We start from the raw sequence: 17,303 nt of genomic DNA, 5'->3' as shown, positions 1-17,303 counted from the left end.
CTATTTTACTTTAATTAAATCTGAACTAAACTTTGAAGACCAAACTCCATGAAACCTTGAAAATTTTTCAGCAGCTTCTTTTTGAGAAGCTATAGTAGCTAAAGCTCTTCCAGCCTCAAGATATCCAAGAGAATGCACTCCAAATTCATGAGATCCACTAAGTTCATATTTGCTCCTTAAAATGAAGGCTCCTTCTTCTAAAAGCTCCAACACTTTCATTAGATGCTCAACTTGAAATTTATAATAAGGACTCTCGGGTTTTAAATTTTTAGAAAAATCTCTAAAATCAATAATATTTTTAGAAAAAACAATAAACTTAAGATACATATCCTCAAGAAAAACAAGCGTTTTAGAATCTTTTTTACTAAAATTTTTAGCCAAATCAATTAAATAACCCAATTTTTTAACAATCAAAAATCTCTCTTCGGGATTTAAATCAAGAGACTGAGGCATTTCAATTAACTCTCTTGGAGTAATACTAAGAACAGGACTAATAACTAAACTAAAATCAGAAATCAATCCAGACAAAATTTTTTTTATAGAATAATTTATTTTCAATCTAGGCCTAGTATAAAAATAATTCAAAGACGAGATATAGCTTAAAACATTCAAATTGAAATCAATAAGATCAAATGAAAGTTTAGAATTTGATGTAAATTCACTAGTCTCTTTTATAGTTGCTATATCATCTAAAGTCCTTAAAACAAGGTTATTAATATATAGTATTTTTTTATAATTTTCATTATCGATTAAATCCATAAACACCTGCCTAAAACTTATAAAAAAGGTGATTTATCAACTCCCCAATATATTGATTTTAGCAACAAATATATTAAATATTTTAACAAGTTATAAATTTATAAAAAACACCTCTGGAACATTAACCTACAAATAAACAAAATATTTACATACCTATAATAAAGTATGTAAAATTTTAACTAATTTTTAAAAGTACCCCAAGTCTTAAAACATAAAAAATATTTTAGTCTTATTAAAAATTAGATTAAATAAGACATTTGAATAACAAGCAATAATAATATTTATCAAAAAGAACACTGCTTAGAAAAAGCATTAAATTTACAATAATTTGTTTTTCAATCTCTTAACAAAAGTATCCGTGCAAAATGAAACAAAATTCAAGCTTTTAGAAGAAATTTCAAATTCAAAAACAACATCAACTCCAAAAGAACCAAAATTAATTCCATCTAAAAAAATTGATGCTGCTGCTATAAAATATTCCTTTGAAAAAGAAAGAGAAAGTTTGCTTAATTTAGAAAACACAAAAGAACGGTTATAAACAGAATGGGGAGAAATAGGCGTAAGTAAAAATCCCTCAAGATCTGCTTCTAAAATAGGACCCCCTGCTGAGAAAGAATATCCTGTTGAACCTGTTGGAGTAGCCACAATTATCCCATCACTTTTATACGATAAAAAACTCTCAGAATTAACCCTAAGGTCTACATAAATCATTTTATTAAGAACGCTTGAACGAATAATAATATCGTTTAAAACATATTTAGAAATTAAATCTTTACCGCGCTGATCAATTGTTACATGAAGTAAAAATTTTTTATTAATAACTAAAGAATTGTTAAAAAATCTATCTATGACTTTTTTAAAATCTTCAATCTTAATATCTGCTAAAAACCCCACCTTCCCCATATTAATTGAAATAATTGGAATATCAATATTTTGATTTTCAAGAAGCAAATTAACAGCCAAAAGAACTGTACCATCTCCTCCTAAAGTTATCAAAAAAAGAAAATTTTCTTTTGGAAAAGCAAATAAAGGCTTGCTAACATCTATTAACACCACCTCAACAAAATGCTTAGTTTCTAAATAAACCTTAATATCATTGCCTAAAATATTAGCTCCCGACTTTAAAGTATTAATGCAAAAAAGAACCTTATTCTTCATGTTGATCTTTATAAGGAATATTCTCAAATTCTCCTTTATCAAAAATTTTTGCAATATCAATTAATACTAAATATTCGCTCTCAAGATTATCAGCATCATCAAGCTTTACAACTCCAGATATATATTTTCTATCTAAAGTTTGCAAGGTAGCAGGGGGGTTTTGAATTCTAGAATCATCAAAGCTAATAACTTTAAGAACCCTGTCAACAAAAATACCCAAAAGTTTATTTTTAATCTTAACTATTAAATATCCTGTCAAAAGCATATCTTCTTCTGTTATTGAAATAGAAGGAACCCCAAATTTAATATTTAAATTAACTAAAGGAATAATACTACCTCTAAGATTATAAATGCCTATAATATATTCAGGAACATTTGGAATAGCATAAACTCCTTCTGATGGAACTTTAATAATTTCTCTAATATGCTCTATTGACACTCCATAACTTTCTTTGCCTATTTTAAAACCTGCAACTTGAAGCTGTGACTTTCTGTCTTTAGATATTTCTTTTCTCAACATATTTTATACCTTTAAATTAATACTTATAACAATTTGATTAAATTACTATTTGCCAAAACCTTTACCTAAAAAATAAATTTCAAAAGAATTTTTCCTTACAGCTTTAGGCCTAATTTTTTTTACAAATTTAAAATATTTTTCAAACTTTTTAAAAATTTGCATCTCATCTCCCCCCTGAAAAACTTTAATAAGTAAATTTCCTTTTTTAAGTAAAACATCAAGCGATAAATCTATTATTCTCATACCCAAATTAAAAGAATTACTGGTATCTACAAGTCTATTTCCGGTAGTTTTAGGGGCCACATCGCTAATTACAAGACTATAAGGTCCAAAAGTATTAATTTTAAAAACTGTATCATCTGAGAATATATCTCCCTTTACAAAATAAAAATTATCAACATACTTAAGGCCAATGTCATTAATATCAACAGATACAAGAACGCCTCTTTTAAGCTTTTTATAAGCATATTGAGAAAAACTGCCAGGTGATGCGCCGACATCCAAAATGTTTCCAGAAGAAAATAAAGAAAATTTTTCATCAATTTCTATCAACTTGTACACAGATCTTGCCAAATACCCTTCTCTTTTAGCTTTTTGAGAATACTCATCACCCAAGCGATACACATTAATCCTTTTAATACACTTTATTATACTTTTTCATTATAATTCTTATTATGCAAAATAAACTATTTTTAAATAATATTGAAAAAAATATTGATAATATCTTTTCAACAACTAATTTTCTAAATTTATTCAAAGATAAAGATTTAAAATTTACTTTTAAAATAAAAAAGGAAACCCTTGATTATATTAAAGCGCCAGCAATTGAAATTATTAATAGAGGTGGAAAACGAATAAGACCAATGATAATGATTCTTTTGGCATACGCATTGGGTTTAAAAGAAAAAAATGCCAAATTGATATATAAATTAAGTTTATTGCTTGAACTTCCTCATTCTGGAAGTTTGATTATTGATGACATTGAAGACAATTCAATAAAAAGACGAGGCAAGCCAGCAATACATTTAATTTATGGAATAGATAATAGTATAAATGCTGGTAATTTAATTTATTTTTTACCCGTAAAATTAATAGAAAGATCAAATTTAAAAGAACATCAAAAATTACGGATTTATGAAAATTTCTTCACAACTCTTTCAAATCTTCATTTAGGACAAGGAATTGACATTAAATTTCACAATGAATCATACATTCCAAGCATTAAAGAATACATTACTTTAGTAGAATTAAAAACAGCTTCGCTTTTCGGAATGGCCAGCTTTATAGCTGCAATACTCACAAATAATGAGGACAAAGCTAAAAACATTTACAGTACATTCTTAAAACTTGGTGTTTATTTCCAAATAATAGACGATATTAAAAATATCAAAAATAAAATTAATGGTAAAGAATTCGGAGACGATTTACTTGAAGGAAAAAAAAGCTTGCCAATAATTTATTTTTTACAAGAAAAAAAACTTGAACCAAAAATTATTTCAAAATTTAATAAAATAAAACACGCCAAACTTACTACAGCAAGAAAAGAAATATTTAAACTAAAAGAGATGATAAATTCATCAAAATCAATAAAAAACTCAACTATTATTGCCTTAAAATATTTAAACGAATTTAAAACTGAGCTTGATTTATACCCATTAACAAATAAATATAAAAATCTACTAATAGATATTGTTGATCAAATAAAAGAAGGAATATAATGAGAAAAACAATACTAATAGCGCTTTTTTGTGGATTGATCACAAATATTTGCGCTGCAATAACATCAAAACTAAAACTCGATGAGCAAGCAAACAAGCATACAATAGAAAAACTTTATCAAAAAGCAATGATACTAAAAAACTCAAAAAAATATAACAAAGCTATAGCAAATTTAAAAAAAATAGTTAACATGGATCAAAATCAAGTTGATGCTCATCTTTTGCTCTCAGAATTAGAATATTTAAATAAAAACTGGAAGAAAGCGATTATTAAATCTCAAGATTACTTAAAAATAATAGACTTTAAAGATAAAAAAAACTTTTTAGATATCTCTTGGGCATACTTTTTAATAGGAGAAATTGAAAATTCAATGGACTACATAATTAAATTTTTCCAAAGCGGTAAAGAATTGTTCAAAGAAAATATATTTATAGCAATTGATGCTCTTTTTAAAAAAAGTATTTATCATTTTATAAACAATGAAGATGCAGCATTTAATACAATATTAACCTCAACTTTTCAATTAGCACTCAATGACGACACCTTATTTATAATTTTTTTAAATAATTTGGAAATAATAAAACAAATACCCTTCTATTATTTTAATAGGGGAAAAATAAAAGAATTATATCTACAAATTAGTACCCTAAAAACAATTCAAAACACAATGTGCAAAGCTTAAACTAAAATTTATCTTTTTTCTTAATAAACGAAACCAATATATTTATTATTATTGCCATATAAAATGAAAAAGAAAGAGAAAAGTAAGAATTTATATACTCTTGAGTATGAAAAAATTGATATTCAAAAAAAACTATCAAAAAAGAAATCGGAAAAATTAATAAAGGATTTGAAAATGCAATATAAAGAATGCAAATAGCAAGCCAACCATTATTTAATCCCAAATTATAAGAATAAGCATTAAGATTTACCGCAACAAATGAACCAGCAAGACTTGCTGTGAAAATTGATACAAAAATTGCAAAAGATTTGAAACGATTGCTTATTTTTTCACCCAAAATGTCTTCATAATTCTCTGAAGAAATAAATTCAAAAACCGCCCTAATTCTTGAATACCTTATAATATAAACAGTAATAAATAAAAAAATGAAAAAAATAGCAATAAAAACAATAATCTCAAAATTTCCAGATAAATTTAAAGTAAAACCAGGAATGAAATTAAAATTACTCTTCATCAAATAATCAACAAAAAAATAACAAAAAATATTAATGCCTATTCCTGCTATAAAAATATCATAATTTTTCTTTACTATAAAAGATAAAAAAAATCCAAACAAAAAACTGATAAAAAGAGTAAAAATGGTAGACATAAAAATTCCATATCCAAAATAAACAAAAAAAGATGTTAAAAATATTGAAAGATACGAAATACCCTCGATAGATACATTTAAAAGCCCTATTCTTTCTGTATAAAGAACTCCAAGCGCTAAATACGAAAATACAATAGCCTGCTCAAAAATACCAAACATCTACTTTTTCCTAGCTTTAATTAAAAATAAAGAGATAAAAATGGCAATTGACTGACAAAGACCAATAAATTCATACTTAAAGTCATAGTTTATATTAAGGAAATTATTAAATTCAATTAATATTGAAAACAATAGGCTAAAAAATAATACATAAACATAATTAAATCCTGAAATTACAGCAACAATTAAACTACTCCAACCAAGCCCTGAGGTCAATCCTAAAACCAAATATGGTTTAAAAAATACTACAAACATAGAACCTACAAGACCATTTAAAAAAGCACTGCCAAATACAGCAAAAAGCTTATATTTAAATTCATTTATATTGAAAAAAATATCTATCTTTTTTTTATTGCTTAATATTTCAAGCTGAAGCCCATAAATAGTTTTTTTATGCATAAAAACATAAAAAAGCCAAATTAACATACCAAACAAAAATAAGTAAATAAGCGATGAATCTAAAGAAAATAAACCATTAATTCTTTTTGTCTGATTAGAAAAACTACCTGTTTTTAACATATTTAAAATAAATCCATCTACCAACCTTTGATTTCCATAAGATATTAAAAGCCCTGTTAAAGCTCTATTTAATCCAAAGAAAAACGTAATAAAAAAAGGAATAAGTCCTAAAAGCCCTACAAAAAAAGAACTAAAAAATATCAAATATATAAAATTAAAATAAGTCAATCCAAAAAAACTTGAAAATATATAAACAAAAAATGCTCCAAAATAAACCTGACCTTCATTCCCAAGATTTAATGAATTACTCTTGGCGCAGGTAACAATACCAGTAGCCATGATTAAAAATAAAATAAAGCGCCAAGATATCATCTTAATATAAGAAAATTGAAAAAAATCACCAAAAAAATAGCTGATACTTAATATCAAAAAAGAAAAAATTAATGCCATTAAGCCATTTTTAAACATGGTCATAAAAATAGCAATTCCTTTAATTTTTCTTTATTAATCTTTTCTCTAGATACGTTTAACAAAACTTCTCCCATTTTCATTGCCAAAATGTTATCAGAGAGTAAAAACAATTCATCTAAATTGGAGGTAATCAAAAGAACTGGCTTTTCTTTTGAATAATTACGAATAGCAACAGACATTTCATTGTAAACTTTGTGATCTAAATTACTCAAAGGAGAAAAACAAATTAAAAAACTTTTTGCAATATACATCTCTCTGTAAAGAGCGAACTTCTTTAAAGTTCCTCCAGAAAATGCCAAAGATTTAGAATAAAGAATTCTATATATCCTCTCTTCACTATAAAATTCCATTTTTTTTTTAAAAAAATCTTTAATCTTATTAATATAAGATTGCCTAATAAAAATTTTATTTTCAAAATTCATAAATTTAGCTAAAAAATTATCTAATATACTGCTATTATCGGGGAATAAATTACCAATGCCTAGAGGTAAAAATCCCGCTTTGCACTCAAAAATATTTATTCGCTCATATCTTATGCCATCAATTTTTATACACCCGACAAAAATAAGCTCTCCTAAGAATAATTTTTCCCAAGTTTTAATTGTAGCTTCTTCGCCAATTATTCCTAAAACACCCCTTTTATTTAAAGAAAAACTAACATCGTACTTCCAAAAATCTTCAAAAAACAAATTGAATTTAATAGAATCTTTTTCAAATTTATTAAAATTAATATTTGCAAAAAATGTTTTATCGCTAGAAGAATCAAGTTTGCTCAAAATTGATTCTTTGTTTATTGTTCTAAAACACTTACCATCTTTTAAAATAATAAACTCATCACTAAATTTTACAGCATCTGCTATCTCACTGTGGGTAATAAAAAGAGAAGCAATTCCTGATTTCTTAAGCAATACAAGCAATTTTATAAAAGCTTGCGCTTCTTTTTGAGAAAAATAAGCAGCACTCTCATCAAAAATAATTATTTTTGCATTCTCTTTAAGAGAAGCAATAATAAGTAAAAAATAAATCTCTTTAATATTTAAATCTTTAATTTTCTTATCTAGATCAAAAGAAATATTATAAAATTGCATAAGCCATTTATAATATTTATAAGTCTTAGACTTATTCATTGGCATAAAAAATGCATAACCAAACCAATAGATACTCAGGTATTCCCATACTCTTAAGTTCATTTTCAAATTAGGAACTTGAGAAACAAGATAAATACCATTATTTTTAGCTTTATCTACATTCCAATTTTTCTGCTTAATGCCATTTACCAATATCTCACCACTATCAAATTCAACAAGTCCAGCAATAATTTTAGCTAGAGTACTTTTCCCTTCTCCATTTTTACCAACTACTGTAAAAATTTTAACTTCTCCAATTTTTAAATTAATACTGTTTAAAATAGGTTTATCAATGTCTGGAAAATACTTAACTATATTTTTAAACTCTACCATTAATTTTGTTCCAAATTAATTTTTATACCATTTGCACTAACCTCTTCTATTTTCTTTAAAAGATCTTCTTTTAACTTTTGACTGGTTTGTTCTAAGTAAAAAACATTTGAAAAATTAAACAAAACCCCTTTGTGCTTTATGCCAACAATATCAGATTTTCCATAGTTAATCTCTGACTTAAGAGCCTTATCTAAAATATATGAAACATAATATTTTTGATTTGTAATTCCTGAACCAATAATATTTTCTTTATTATCCAAATAATCTTCACTATCGAAAAGAACAGCAGAAATATTGTTCTCTCTAACAGAGGAAAGTACTCCTTCAACAGCAGGCCCTACAATAGGAAGTATTACCAAGGTTCCCGAATCCTTAATCAAAGAGTCTGACAACAATTTAGCTAAATTGCTATCATGCCAATTGCCCAAAGTTCGATAATAAACTTCAGAATGTGTGCCCACGTCAAAAATGCCTTTTTTGAAATAAGAATAAATATAATCTCTCATAACAGGATAGTCTTGACCTGCAATAAGAGCAACATTACCAAGGCCGGATTTATATTCCTTTAAAAAAAGGCCTACATAATACCCTAAAATATATGCCTCTTCTGCAACATTATAAGACACTGAATAAACTTGATTATTAGTGTTTTTAACTAAAGAATCAAAAATGAGAAACTTAGTATAAGGATAATTGCTCGAAACACTATCAACAATATCTTGCATAGCATTATTGGTAGTTATTAAAAAATCATATTTTTTTGAAGTTAATAATTTTTCAAGCATTTCTATCCACTCGCTTTGATTAAATCCGGCTTCCAAAACTTTAATTTCAAGATTTTCATGCTTTTTTTTAAATTCAAACAAAGAATCATACATTTCTTTATAAGATGGAGATCCTGAAATAACTCCTGGAACAAATAAAGCAATATTCGTTTTATTAGAAATATCAACCTTCCGCTTCTTTAAAAAAATCAAATAAACAAATAAATATAAATGGAATATAGTAAATAAAATCCAAAACCCTTTAAAAAACACATTTTTACTCATAACAATAAAACATCCTTTTGCTATATTATTAAATTCACCTTAATGCCACGAAAGTCAAATAAAAAAATCGATAATAACCTATAAAAATAAAGCTATCAAAACTAATTAAAAAATTGTCCAAACATTCTAAGAACACATTTTTCCCCCTTATTATAAGATTTTGGTATAAGACTTTGACAAAAAAATTCAGAATCCAAATTTAACAAAATATTAAACAAATTCTGAATGTGAATTTTCAAGGAATATATCATTTTATCTAACAAATAACTTTAACATAAAAAGCTAAATATATGAAAAATCAAAACTCTCTAGGACGCAATAAATACAATTCATTAACATTTAAATTACTAGTAATATCATCATTTGAGCGTCTTAAATACATCTTTAGAGAATGTATTGTTTTAAAAAACTTATTTTTTAAAACATCTTTATTAGCTTTGTAATCTTTTAAAAATTTTTCAATAGGGCTTTTAACAGTCATTGACTTGTCGAAAAAAGTAGGAAAATATTTAAAAACATCATCCACAAAATAAAACCTATTGGCCAAATCAACAAAATTATTAAAAAGGATACCAATTCTACCCTTTAGATAATTAATATTTTTAATCATATCAACCCTGTTCCCAAGTTTATAATTTTTATCTTCCAAGCTCCATTTTGAATATATAGAGTTAAATTTAAAATCTTTCATTAAATAATTATACATAAAGTTAAATCTAAAATTATCTTCAATATATTTTAAAATAAAAAAATATAAAAACCCTTTATTTAGAGACATGAAATTATCTTTAGCCATCCTTATAAAATTTTGATTAACACCCTTTAGAGTGCCTTCATTAACTTTATGTAAAAAAGAATTTCCATTAAAAAGCAAAAGACTAGTATTGGGAAAAATTAAATATTCAGTTTTATTAATGTACCTTACACTACCTTTGTAAACATTAATAAAACAATTATTAAAATAATCACTATTGGCATAAAATTTTGCAATATTTTCAGCTTTAAACAAGTTATTATCTACTATAACAGAAAATGAAGATCCTTTAACAATTTTATGAATCACAGCATCAACACTTCCTTTAAATAAATATATTTTTGCATCTTGAGAATCTTTAAAAGAAGAATAAAACACAAAACTATTTGTATTGGAATAAAAAATTAACTCTGCAGAAATACCATTTATGTCATATAAATTTATTTTGAGCTTTGAATTTTCTCCAACCTCTATAAAATCGTACTCAAAAATTTCGTCATCTAAATCCAACTTAACAGGAAATGTATTTCTAAAAACATCAACTTTACCCTCTATTTCTTTTACAACTGCCACTTGAGAAAATAACATATTACTTGAAAGTAACAATAATATTAAAAGGACAAAATGATATATTCTAAAAATATAGCTCTCCTAATATCCTAATATTTAAAAAACTTATAAACTTAATTATACCTTGTTTTACATAAAATTATTACACTTGAACAATGATGAAAAAGAACTATAATTTAACTTAAGAATTAAAAATATTAAGTTTTTACTGACATGCTATAATAATAAAATAGTAAAAAAGAATGTTAATATTTATAAGTTCTTACTAAGAGATAATAGAAGCTAAGTTATTAGAAGGGTGTATTTATGAATATAAAGAATAAATTAATATTGATGCTGTGCATTGTAGCAGTAATCTCTTTTATCGCATGCAAAACGCCTCCAGAAGCAAGAGAGAATAAAAATGCTAAAATTGCACAGGCAGATAATAAAAATTTTCAATTAAGAGATATAAAAGACATTAAAAATGAACTAATAAAAGAAAGGGGTCATCTTTTTTATTCTAAAGAGTTTAATGAAGCTGAAAAATTAGAAGAAGCAATGAGACAAAATTTTTCTAAAAAAAATTTAAAAGAAGGGAATGAACTTGCGCTAAAGGTACTTGAAAGGTACAAAACAATAATAAAAGAAACAAAAGAAAAAAAAGAAAAAACAAATTACCTTAAAGAAAATATCGAAAAGTATCTAAACGATGCAGAAGCGAATGAGGCATACGTATGGATTCCACTGGAAATAGATGAAGTAAACAACTTGTATTTTGAAGCAACAAGGAAATATAAAAATTATGATCTTGACGATGCCCTTGATATGTATAGCAAAGCATTCAACAGAGCACAACAAGCAGCAAAAAATGCTAAAGAAGCTAAAGCTTTAAAAGAAACTGATGAGAGAATGTATAAACAATTAAAAGCACTCGAAGCAGCTTCTAACTTGCCAATTTATAGCAATAATAAGCTTATCAAGCCATCACCATGGAATGGTAGAGCATTTATTAAAGAAAGAAACAGCCACTTAAACTTTTTAAATATTAATGAAAACACCTATCTTCTTGGAAAAACAAAAACTCCAATTCCAATAGTACTAGCATATGAAGAAAAGGTAGAAATAGCAAAAAACTATAAATCTCAAGAACAATTTAAAACACTAGAACTTATTGAGAGATCTAGAAAGTTATGGGAAAAAGGAGTTGAGGCTAAACATGTCAAAAACTTTAGACTTGCCAATGAATTATTTTTAGAATCTGCAAGATACCTAGAAGCCTATCAAAGCAATGCAAGCAGTGAGCTTTATATAATAAAAATAGGCAATACATTGTGGGGCATTTCTAAAAAATTATACAGCGATCCTTACTTATGGCCAAAAATTTGGTTTGCTAACAGACAAAAAATACAAAATCCAGACCTGATTCGTTCTAACTGGAAAATAATAATTCCTGCCAAATAAGCAAAAACAATCACATAGCAAGGCTTTAAGCCTTGCTTTCTTATTTTATATCTAATAAAATTAAATAATAAAAACATTCTAAAAGAGATAGAAAATGAAGAAACTAGCATTATTAAACTTAATACTTATTTCATGCTATACAATTAACTTAGAAAAGTTAACAAAAGAAACTCCTTATGGGGTTTATCTCAGAGAGGCTCAAAAGGCTATCAATGTTAATGATTACAACTCTGCATTAAAAGCATATGAAAAAATGATTCAAAATTTCGCTCACAATCCAAATATAGTTGCTACTGGTAGATATGAAATTGCATTTATATACTACACAATAAATAAGACAGAAAAAGCAAAAAAAATATTTGAAGAACTAATAGAAAATAAGGCAGAAATGCCTAAATGGATTAAGCCTTTGGCTAAAAAAATATTAAACAAAATAGAAAAAAAAAATTAAAAAAATAAAAATTTTTACTGGAATATTATTCCATAAATTGTAATATCTTTTTCCTTTGCAGAATTGATAACATCTTTATAAACAATAGGCCCTCTTGGATACTCATGAGGGGGCGCGTCCCCTATAACAATAACAAATCTTCTTTCTGCTCTCCAATCAAACTGAGCCACAGCAGCATCAATTCCCTCAAATACAGCTTCTGGATAATCCCCACCACCACCAACATTAACATATTTAAGAATATTATTTAAATAAGGAATAGTATTAAAATCAAAAGCTTTGGTTAAAAAATCTTCAAGATAGTCTTTATAAAAAACAAGTCCTATTCTATAGGATTTAAACTTTTGCAGTTGTGGCTCTATTATTGGAAATAAATGCTCTTTTAGAATCTCGATATTACCTTTCATGCTATCAGTAACATCAATAACAAGCACTAGATCTAAATCATAGATTGAATCTTCTGAGTCTTTTAAAATTTTTTTTATCTTATCAACAATATCAATGCCATTATTAGCAATAACAACCTCATCCGAAAACTTTGTAAAAGTATCCCTTAATTCATTAAATTCAATTTTTCCTTGATTTTGAGTATCTTTAAAAAACAATTCATAAGCATTGTCTTGATATCTACCTAAATAATCATTATATTTTTTCTCAAAAGATCTTATAGAAAACCAAAAGGGCTCTTTTTTGTTTTTCAATATTTCCAAATCAATCTCCCCGCTTCTTGTTGAAAAATTTGGAAATCCATATTTTAACTTTTTTGGAATCAATATATGAAAAGCTTCTCCGAACTTCTTATTAGGAACAGGCGTGGAAGACGTCAATGACAAAAGTTCTTTATTCTTAATAACCCTCCCATTTAAAATTCGAATTTCATCTCCATTAACCTTATTGTAACTTAATGTACGAAATGAATAAGTAGCTACATCTTTTTTCTTATCAGGAATTTCAAAAGACTCTGTCAATATTACTGATTTGATTGAAGGTTTTTTCCTAATAAAAAGATGAAATCCCTCTTCATGAGCCTCAACATAAACATCATCAATGCTAATTTTCAAAGAACTATCTTCAAATCCAAACAAACAAAAGCTAATAAAAAGAAATAAATAAATTTTCTTCATAAGAAAACCGCCTTCATAAATCACTAAAAACGAAACAATAAGACCTATAATTAAAGTTTTTCGGATAAATTTTCATAAAACAAAACATTCGATTTAGAAAAACTATTCTTAAAAATATTCCTAAGATTTAAACTAGCAAGATCTTTTTTAACACTTTTTACCATATCTTCATCCCTATTTAATATATCAAAAATCTTAGCTGATTCGCTTAAATTACTAACCCCAGAATTAAAAAGTTTAGTATCTCTTATGGATGAAAAAGAAGCCATTACTTCTACAACTCCAAGATTATTATAAGTCTCAATTTCTTTTAGCAAAAGAATTCTATGGTAATCATTTTCTTTAGGATTAAAATTCAAAACATTAGCCTTCTCCAGCTCTAAATTCCGCATAACCCTTAAATAATAACTCCTGGAAGCTAAAAAATCACCTATCTTATAAAGAGTTAAAGCAATAGAATTCAAAACTTCGTTACTACTTGAGAATCCCGCCATACTCTCTACTTTAAATAAATATTTTAATGCATCATCATAATTATTTTCTTTGTAACTAAGTAACCCAACTTTATAGTAAACGTCTGGACAATCAACCCCCTCATTTATTGCCAATTTGTAAGAAGATATCGCAGACTTAAAGTCGTTTAAAGATCTAAGAATATCGCCCTGTTTTTCATAAATTGAAGAAATCTCCTTAGATCCTTTTATAAGATTATGTTTTTTATAAAAAGAATAATCATTTAAGGCTAAACCAATAATATTGCTGGCTCTAAGAGAGTCTCTAGATTTTTCATAAATGCCTGCTAAAATTTTGTAAGCTAATATCTTATCCCCAGCATCTTCAATTGAATTTTTCCGCCTAAAACTATTTAATGCTTTAAGCAAATATATTTCAGCTTTCTTAAAATCTCCTATGTAATACGAATATCTTCCACTTTCAAAAAGTGCCTTATCGTAATTGGGATTTTTATTCAATATTTTTTTGAGAATGTATTCAATCTCAGAATTCATATTAACATTCGTGTCAAGCTTAAAAATAGTTCTACCATCATTTCTTTTTAAACCAGAGAATTCCTTATTCAATAAATTTGTTTGCCCATTAAGGTAATTTAGGTTTATAGCAAGATTATTTGCCCTCTGATTATAAGCTACAAAAGAAATATACTTGTCTATCAGCCTTTTAGCATATTTTGTGTAAACAACTTCATCAACATCTAGAATTTCGTTTGACTTGATAAAATTATTAACGTTATTAGACTCAGTATCTAAATCGGCCTCAATATAAGCATTGAAAAGTTTAAATAAAATATTCTTTTTCTGACCATACTTAGAAAGAACAACCGTATAGCTATTAATACTATCTTTATAGTAGTTAGAATTTGTCTTAGCCCATTTAAAATAATTATCTCCCTTTAATACCAAAGCATCATAATCGTAAAGATTGTAAGATATAACCTCATCAAGTATTGAATTGGCCTGAGAATATTCTCCAAGATCAATCTTCATAGAAGCATACGCAATATATCCTTCCTTATTAAACTTTTTTCGCCTTCTACTCGTAGAATCTTTAGAAAAAGGCTCAATTGTGAACAATTCCTCATACTTCTCTTCAGCACTATCAAAATCTCTGACTTCTTCAAACGCTTTAGCATAATTTATAAACCATTTATCATCAGGCCTAATATAATAAGCGTCTCTAAAGATAGCTTTTGCAAGCTCTCTTTTATTTGCATATATAGATTCTATACCCTCTTTATACTTGCTCTCAGAAGCAACATAAAAAAATACTACATCTACTATAAAATACAAAGAAACTAAGACTAAAACAACAAAAAGAGAAGCTATTTTTATTAACGGCAGTAAAGCCCTTGCGACTCTGTAGCTCAATTTCTGCTGAAGCTTACTAAATTCTTCCGCCTTAAAATAAATTAAAGGCAATTTAATAGATCGACCAACAATATCCCCTGCAAATTTAGCAATAAATTTTAACCCTTTTTTATTTTTTTCGACAAGATCAATTAATGCTTCAAGTTTATATCTTGAAATATTCTCCTTAGTTAAAGCCTCAGCAATTGCAATTCTTAAATTTCTAGGATAGGAATTCAAATGTTTTAAAAATAATGGATAATTAACCTTAAATTCAAAGCGTTTGGAATTTGCATTTTGCTCATACTCTAAAAACTTAAAATCATCTACAACATTTTCAAAATCATTATAATCAGTACTTAAATTTAAATTGTCTCCGGCGAACATCTCTGATTGTTCATCTTTATGGTTTTTGTCGCTTACTGTATTATCAATATTAACTTCGTTAGATTTATTAGATTCTAAAAAATCATTTTCCCCCGAAACAAAAGAATCATTACTAGATTTAAAAAAATTATTATTGCCTTGATTGTTAATCAATTCTTCAGAATTTAATTCTGAAGAATTGATTAACTTATCAAAATCAAGTTTAGAAGCGATTTCTAAATCAATAGAATTATCATCAAGAACTTTGTCAATATTATTTTCAAAAGAATTACTAGAAGAAACATCAAAATCGTTATCCAAAGTTGAAAGCTCTGAATCAATATCAACTCTCAAATCAGAACTGCTTAAAGGCAAATTGTCATTAAGAATGTCAGAGTAAGGCAATCTATCCTCGCTCTCAAGAGCATCAAGCATAAAATTTAAATCAAGCTCATCATCATCTTCCTCTAAAGTAAGATCTTCACTTACCCAAGGAACAATATTCTCTCCAGGACCAGGAGGCTTAACATCCATACTAACACCAAAAGCTTCTTTAGATGATCTTTCATTAGAAAGATCATCTAATATGTCTCTTTTAAACTGTTTTATCTTATCTATATCAGGCATATTTGTTTAAGTTCCTAGCTCATCAAAAACTCTTTTTATAAACTTCAAACCCTTCTGCATGCAGCGCATTAAAGCGATTTTCCAAATCCTCAGCAATTTTTAATCCCAAAGCTTCCTTTGTAACTTCTGTCTGACAATCTTTTAAAGTATTTAAAAGATTCTCCTTATACTCAACAATGCTTATAACCTTATCAGCATTATATATAAGACGATCTCTTTTAAAAACATCATGAGACATATCTCCATCTTCAGACACTTCTAAAACATTTCCATTGACTCCAATCATCAAATAATAATCAAAAATTTTAAAATAATTACCAATTTCTAAAATTATTTTTTTTGTTTCAGGCCTTCCTTTTCTATATCTAGTAGCCGTAGGAAAAATAAGTATAATGTACCCACTATTTTTCTTTTCATAAATATATTTCATAGAATTGGAATTAAAAACTCGTCTTTGCCTAGCATGCTCTATACCAACCCCAACAAATGCATGCGGCGGATACACTAATATTGCATTATATCCCAAAGAAATAGTTTTAACAAATAAATTATCTCTGAAAAGCTTAACTCCGGCTATTGGAATAATATGATCTGCAATATCATGATAACCCATTTTATAAAGTAAAAATTGGAAACAAGGAAAATCAAAATTACTATAATGCTCCATTAATATAATTGAAGACTTGCCAGATTTGGCCTTTTGGTAAAGCTCTAAAATATTTTGTATGCCAATAATGGTAGATCCCCTCTCAAGAAGCCTCTCTATCATTCTATCTGCCAATTTTCTACTATTAGAATCTGCATTACGATAAGATTTATCTAAATAATTAACATTTTCAGCAGACTTAAATTGACTTACAAAGTCGCTCTCCATGTCTTTAAAATATTTATCAAAACTTTCATTTTGTACAAACATAAAACTAGCACCTTTTAAAGCATTTTATATTGCCACTTAATTATTAGTTACCTCATTTTATTTATTAAAAATAAACAATTTTACAAAGCTAACAATAAATAACTA

The 17,303-nt window shown here is 26.7% G+C and carries 16 protein-coding genes; 4 read left to right on the top strand and 12 right to left on the bottom strand.

From position 1 onward, the window contains the following. From DB318_RS02875 to DB318_RS02860, 4 genes are all read right to left on the bottom strand, one after another. The gene (locus tag DB318_RS02875; protein ID WP_151059975.1) at window positions 1-759 is read right to left on the bottom strand and encodes a hypothetical protein; all 759 of its coding nucleotides are present in this window, start codon (window positions 757-759) and stop codon (window positions 1-3) included. Window positions 760-1,077: 318 nt separating this feature from the next. Beyond that, the gene (locus tag DB318_RS02870) at window positions 1,078-1,917 is read right to left on the bottom strand and encodes an NAD(+)/NADH kinase (RefSeq protein ID WP_151059976.1); all 840 of its coding nucleotides are present in this window, start codon (window positions 1,915-1,917) and stop codon (window positions 1,078-1,080) included. Further along, entirely contained in the window at window positions 1,907-2,437 is a 531-nt protein-coding gene (locus DB318_RS02865) for a chemotaxis protein CheW (RefSeq protein WP_151059977.1), read from the bottom strand. The genes DB318_RS02870 and DB318_RS02865 overlap by 11 nt, the downstream gene beginning before the upstream one ends. 45 nt (window positions 2,438-2,482) lie before the next feature. Beyond that, window positions 2,483-3,061 (bottom strand): SAM-dependent methyltransferase, encoded by a 579-nt coding sequence (locus DB318_RS02860; protein ID WP_172964364.1) that lies wholly within the window; start codon window positions 3,059-3,061, stop codon window positions 2,483-2,485. Window positions 3,062-3,111: 50 nt separating this feature from the next. On the opposite strand from DB318_RS02860, the gene DB318_RS02855 reads away from it, so the two are divergent. Further along, window positions 3,112-4,155 (top strand): polyprenyl synthetase family protein, encoded by a 1,044-nt coding sequence (locus DB318_RS02855; RefSeq protein WP_151059978.1) that lies wholly within the window; start codon window positions 3,112-3,114, stop codon window positions 4,153-4,155. Beyond that, a complete protein-coding gene (locus DB318_RS02850) occupies window positions 4,155-4,838 on the top strand; it encodes a tetratricopeptide repeat protein (RefSeq protein ID WP_151059979.1) in 684 nt (227 codons plus the stop codon). Before DB318_RS02855 ends, DB318_RS02850 begins: the two co-directional genes overlap by 1 nt. Before the next feature lies 1 nt (window position 4,839). On the opposite strand, the gene DB318_RS02845 is transcribed toward DB318_RS02850, so the two are convergent. From DB318_RS02845 to DB318_RS02825, 5 genes are all read right to left on the bottom strand, one after another. Continuing rightward, window positions 4,840-5,646 carry an ABC transporter permease gene (locus tag DB318_RS02845; RefSeq protein WP_151074266.1) on the bottom strand — a complete coding sequence of 269 codons (807 nt, stop codon included), beginning with the start codon at window positions 5,644-5,646 and terminating at the stop codon, window positions 4,840-4,842. After that, complete coding sequence (locus DB318_RS02840) at window positions 5,647-6,579, bottom strand: ABC transporter permease (RefSeq protein ID WP_151074265.1); 933 nt, start codon at window positions 6,577-6,579, stop codon at window positions 5,647-5,649. Beyond that, on the bottom strand, window positions 6,576-8,036 hold the full coding sequence (locus tag DB318_RS02835) for an ATP-binding cassette domain-containing protein (RefSeq protein WP_151074264.1): 1,461 nt from the start codon (window positions 8,034-8,036) through the stop codon (window positions 6,576-6,578). Before DB318_RS02835 ends, DB318_RS02840 begins: the two co-directional genes overlap by 4 nt. Continuing rightward, window positions 8,036-9,085 (bottom strand): BMP family ABC transporter substrate-binding protein, encoded by a 1,050-nt coding sequence (locus DB318_RS02830; RefSeq protein WP_151073474.1) that lies wholly within the window; start codon window positions 9,083-9,085, stop codon window positions 8,036-8,038. Before DB318_RS02830 ends, DB318_RS02835 begins: the two co-directional genes overlap by 1 nt. Window positions 9,086-9,383: 298 nt before the next feature. Next, window positions 9,384-10,427 (bottom strand): hypothetical protein, encoded by a 1,044-nt coding sequence (locus tag DB318_RS02825; RefSeq protein WP_151074263.1) that lies wholly within the window; start codon window positions 10,425-10,427, stop codon window positions 9,384-9,386. Between the two features lie 288 nt (window positions 10,428-10,715). Between DB318_RS02825 and DB318_RS02820 the strand changes: the two genes are divergently transcribed. Continuing rightward, on the top strand, window positions 10,716-11,852 hold the full coding sequence (locus DB318_RS02820) for a LysM peptidoglycan-binding domain-containing protein (RefSeq protein WP_151073476.1): 1,137 nt from the start codon (window positions 10,716-10,718) through the stop codon (window positions 11,850-11,852). Window positions 11,853-11,946: 94 nt separating this feature from the next. Then, on the top strand, window positions 11,947-12,303 hold the full coding sequence (locus tag DB318_RS02815) for a tetratricopeptide repeat protein (protein WP_151059988.1): 357 nt from the start codon (window positions 11,947-11,949) through the stop codon (window positions 12,301-12,303). Window positions 12,304-12,317: 14 nt separating this feature from the next. On the opposite strand, the gene DB318_RS02810 is transcribed toward DB318_RS02815, so the two are convergent. The 3 genes from DB318_RS02810 to DB318_RS02800 are packed head-to-tail and all read right to left on the bottom strand — an operon-like array spanning window position 12,318 to window position 17,198. Further along, window positions 12,318-13,427: a vWA domain-containing protein gene (locus DB318_RS02810; RefSeq protein WP_151059989.1), complete on the bottom strand. Its 1,110-nt coding sequence runs from the start codon at window positions 13,425-13,427 to the stop codon at window positions 12,318-12,320. A gap of 50 nt (window positions 13,428-13,477) precedes the next feature. Continuing rightward, window positions 13,478-16,282: a periplasmic flagellar collar protein FlcA gene (gene flcA / locus DB318_RS02805; RefSeq protein ID WP_151074262.1), complete on the bottom strand. Its 2,805-nt coding sequence runs from the start codon at window positions 16,280-16,282 to the stop codon at window positions 13,478-13,480. A gap of 22 nt (window positions 16,283-16,304) precedes the next feature. After that, window positions 16,305-17,198, bottom strand: a complete 894-nt coding sequence (locus DB318_RS02800; RefSeq protein WP_151059991.1) for a 1-acyl-sn-glycerol-3-phosphate acyltransferase — start codon at window positions 17,196-17,198, stop codon at window positions 16,305-16,307. Window positions 17,199-17,303 lie beyond the last annotated feature (105 nt).

Origin of the sequence: [Borrelia] turdi, from assembly GCF_008828755.2 — a bacterium.
GTDB lineage: Bacteria > Spirochaetota > Spirochaetia > Borreliales > Borreliaceae > Borreliella > Borreliella turdi.
The sequence above is the reverse complement of the archived record's forward strand: the minus strand, read 5'-3'. Positions and strand labels throughout refer to the sequence as shown.

Coding starts and splice junctions, on each gene's coding strand:
- DB318_RS02875 (WP_151059975.1), bottom strand. CDS start 759: ATGGATTTAATCGATAATGAAAATTATAAAAAAATACTATATATTAAT.
- DB318_RS02870 (WP_151059976.1), bottom strand. CDS start 1,917: ATGAAGAATAAGGTTCTTTTTTGCATTAATACTTTAAAGTCGGGAGCT.
- DB318_RS02865 (WP_151059977.1), bottom strand. CDS start 2,437: ATGTTGAGAAAAGAAATATCTAAAGACAGAAAGTCACAGCTTCAAGTT.
- DB318_RS02855 (WP_151059978.1), top strand. CDS start 3,112: ATGCAAAATAAACTATTTTTAAATAATATTGAAAAAAATATTGATAAT.
- DB318_RS02850 (WP_151059979.1), top strand. CDS start 4,155: ATGAGAAAAACAATACTAATAGCGCTTTTTTGTGGATTGATCACAAAT.
- DB318_RS02845 (WP_151074266.1), bottom strand. CDS start 5,646: ATGTTTGGTATTTTTGAGCAGGCTATTGTATTTTCGTATTTAGCGCTT.
- DB318_RS02840 (WP_151074265.1), bottom strand. CDS start 6,579: ATGACCATGTTTAAAAATGGCTTAATGGCATTAATTTTTTCTTTTTTG.
- DB318_RS02835 (WP_151074264.1), bottom strand. CDS start 8,036: ATGGTAGAGTTTAAAAATATAGTTAAGTATTTTCCAGACATTGATAAA.
- DB318_RS02830 (WP_151073474.1), bottom strand. CDS start 9,085: ATGAGTAAAAATGTGTTTTTTAAAGGGTTTTGGATTTTATTTACTATA.
- DB318_RS02825 (WP_151074263.1), bottom strand. CDS start 10,427: ATGTTATTTTCTCAAGTGGCAGTTGTAAAAGAAATAGAGGGTAAAGTT.
- DB318_RS02820 (WP_151073476.1), top strand. CDS start 10,716: ATGAATATAAAGAATAAATTAATATTGATGCTGTGCATTGTAGCAGTA.
- DB318_RS02815 (WP_151059988.1), top strand. CDS start 11,947: ATGAAGAAACTAGCATTATTAAACTTAATACTTATTTCATGCTATACA.
- DB318_RS02810 (WP_151059989.1), bottom strand. CDS start 13,427: ATGAAGAAAATTTATTTATTTCTTTTTATTAGCTTTTGTTTGTTTGGA.
- flcA (WP_151074262.1), bottom strand. CDS start 16,282: ATGCCTGATATAGATAAGATAAAACAGTTTAAAAGAGACATATTAGAT.
- DB318_RS02800 (WP_151059991.1), bottom strand. CDS start 17,198: ATGTTTGTACAAAATGAAAGTTTTGATAAATATTTTAAAGACATGGAG.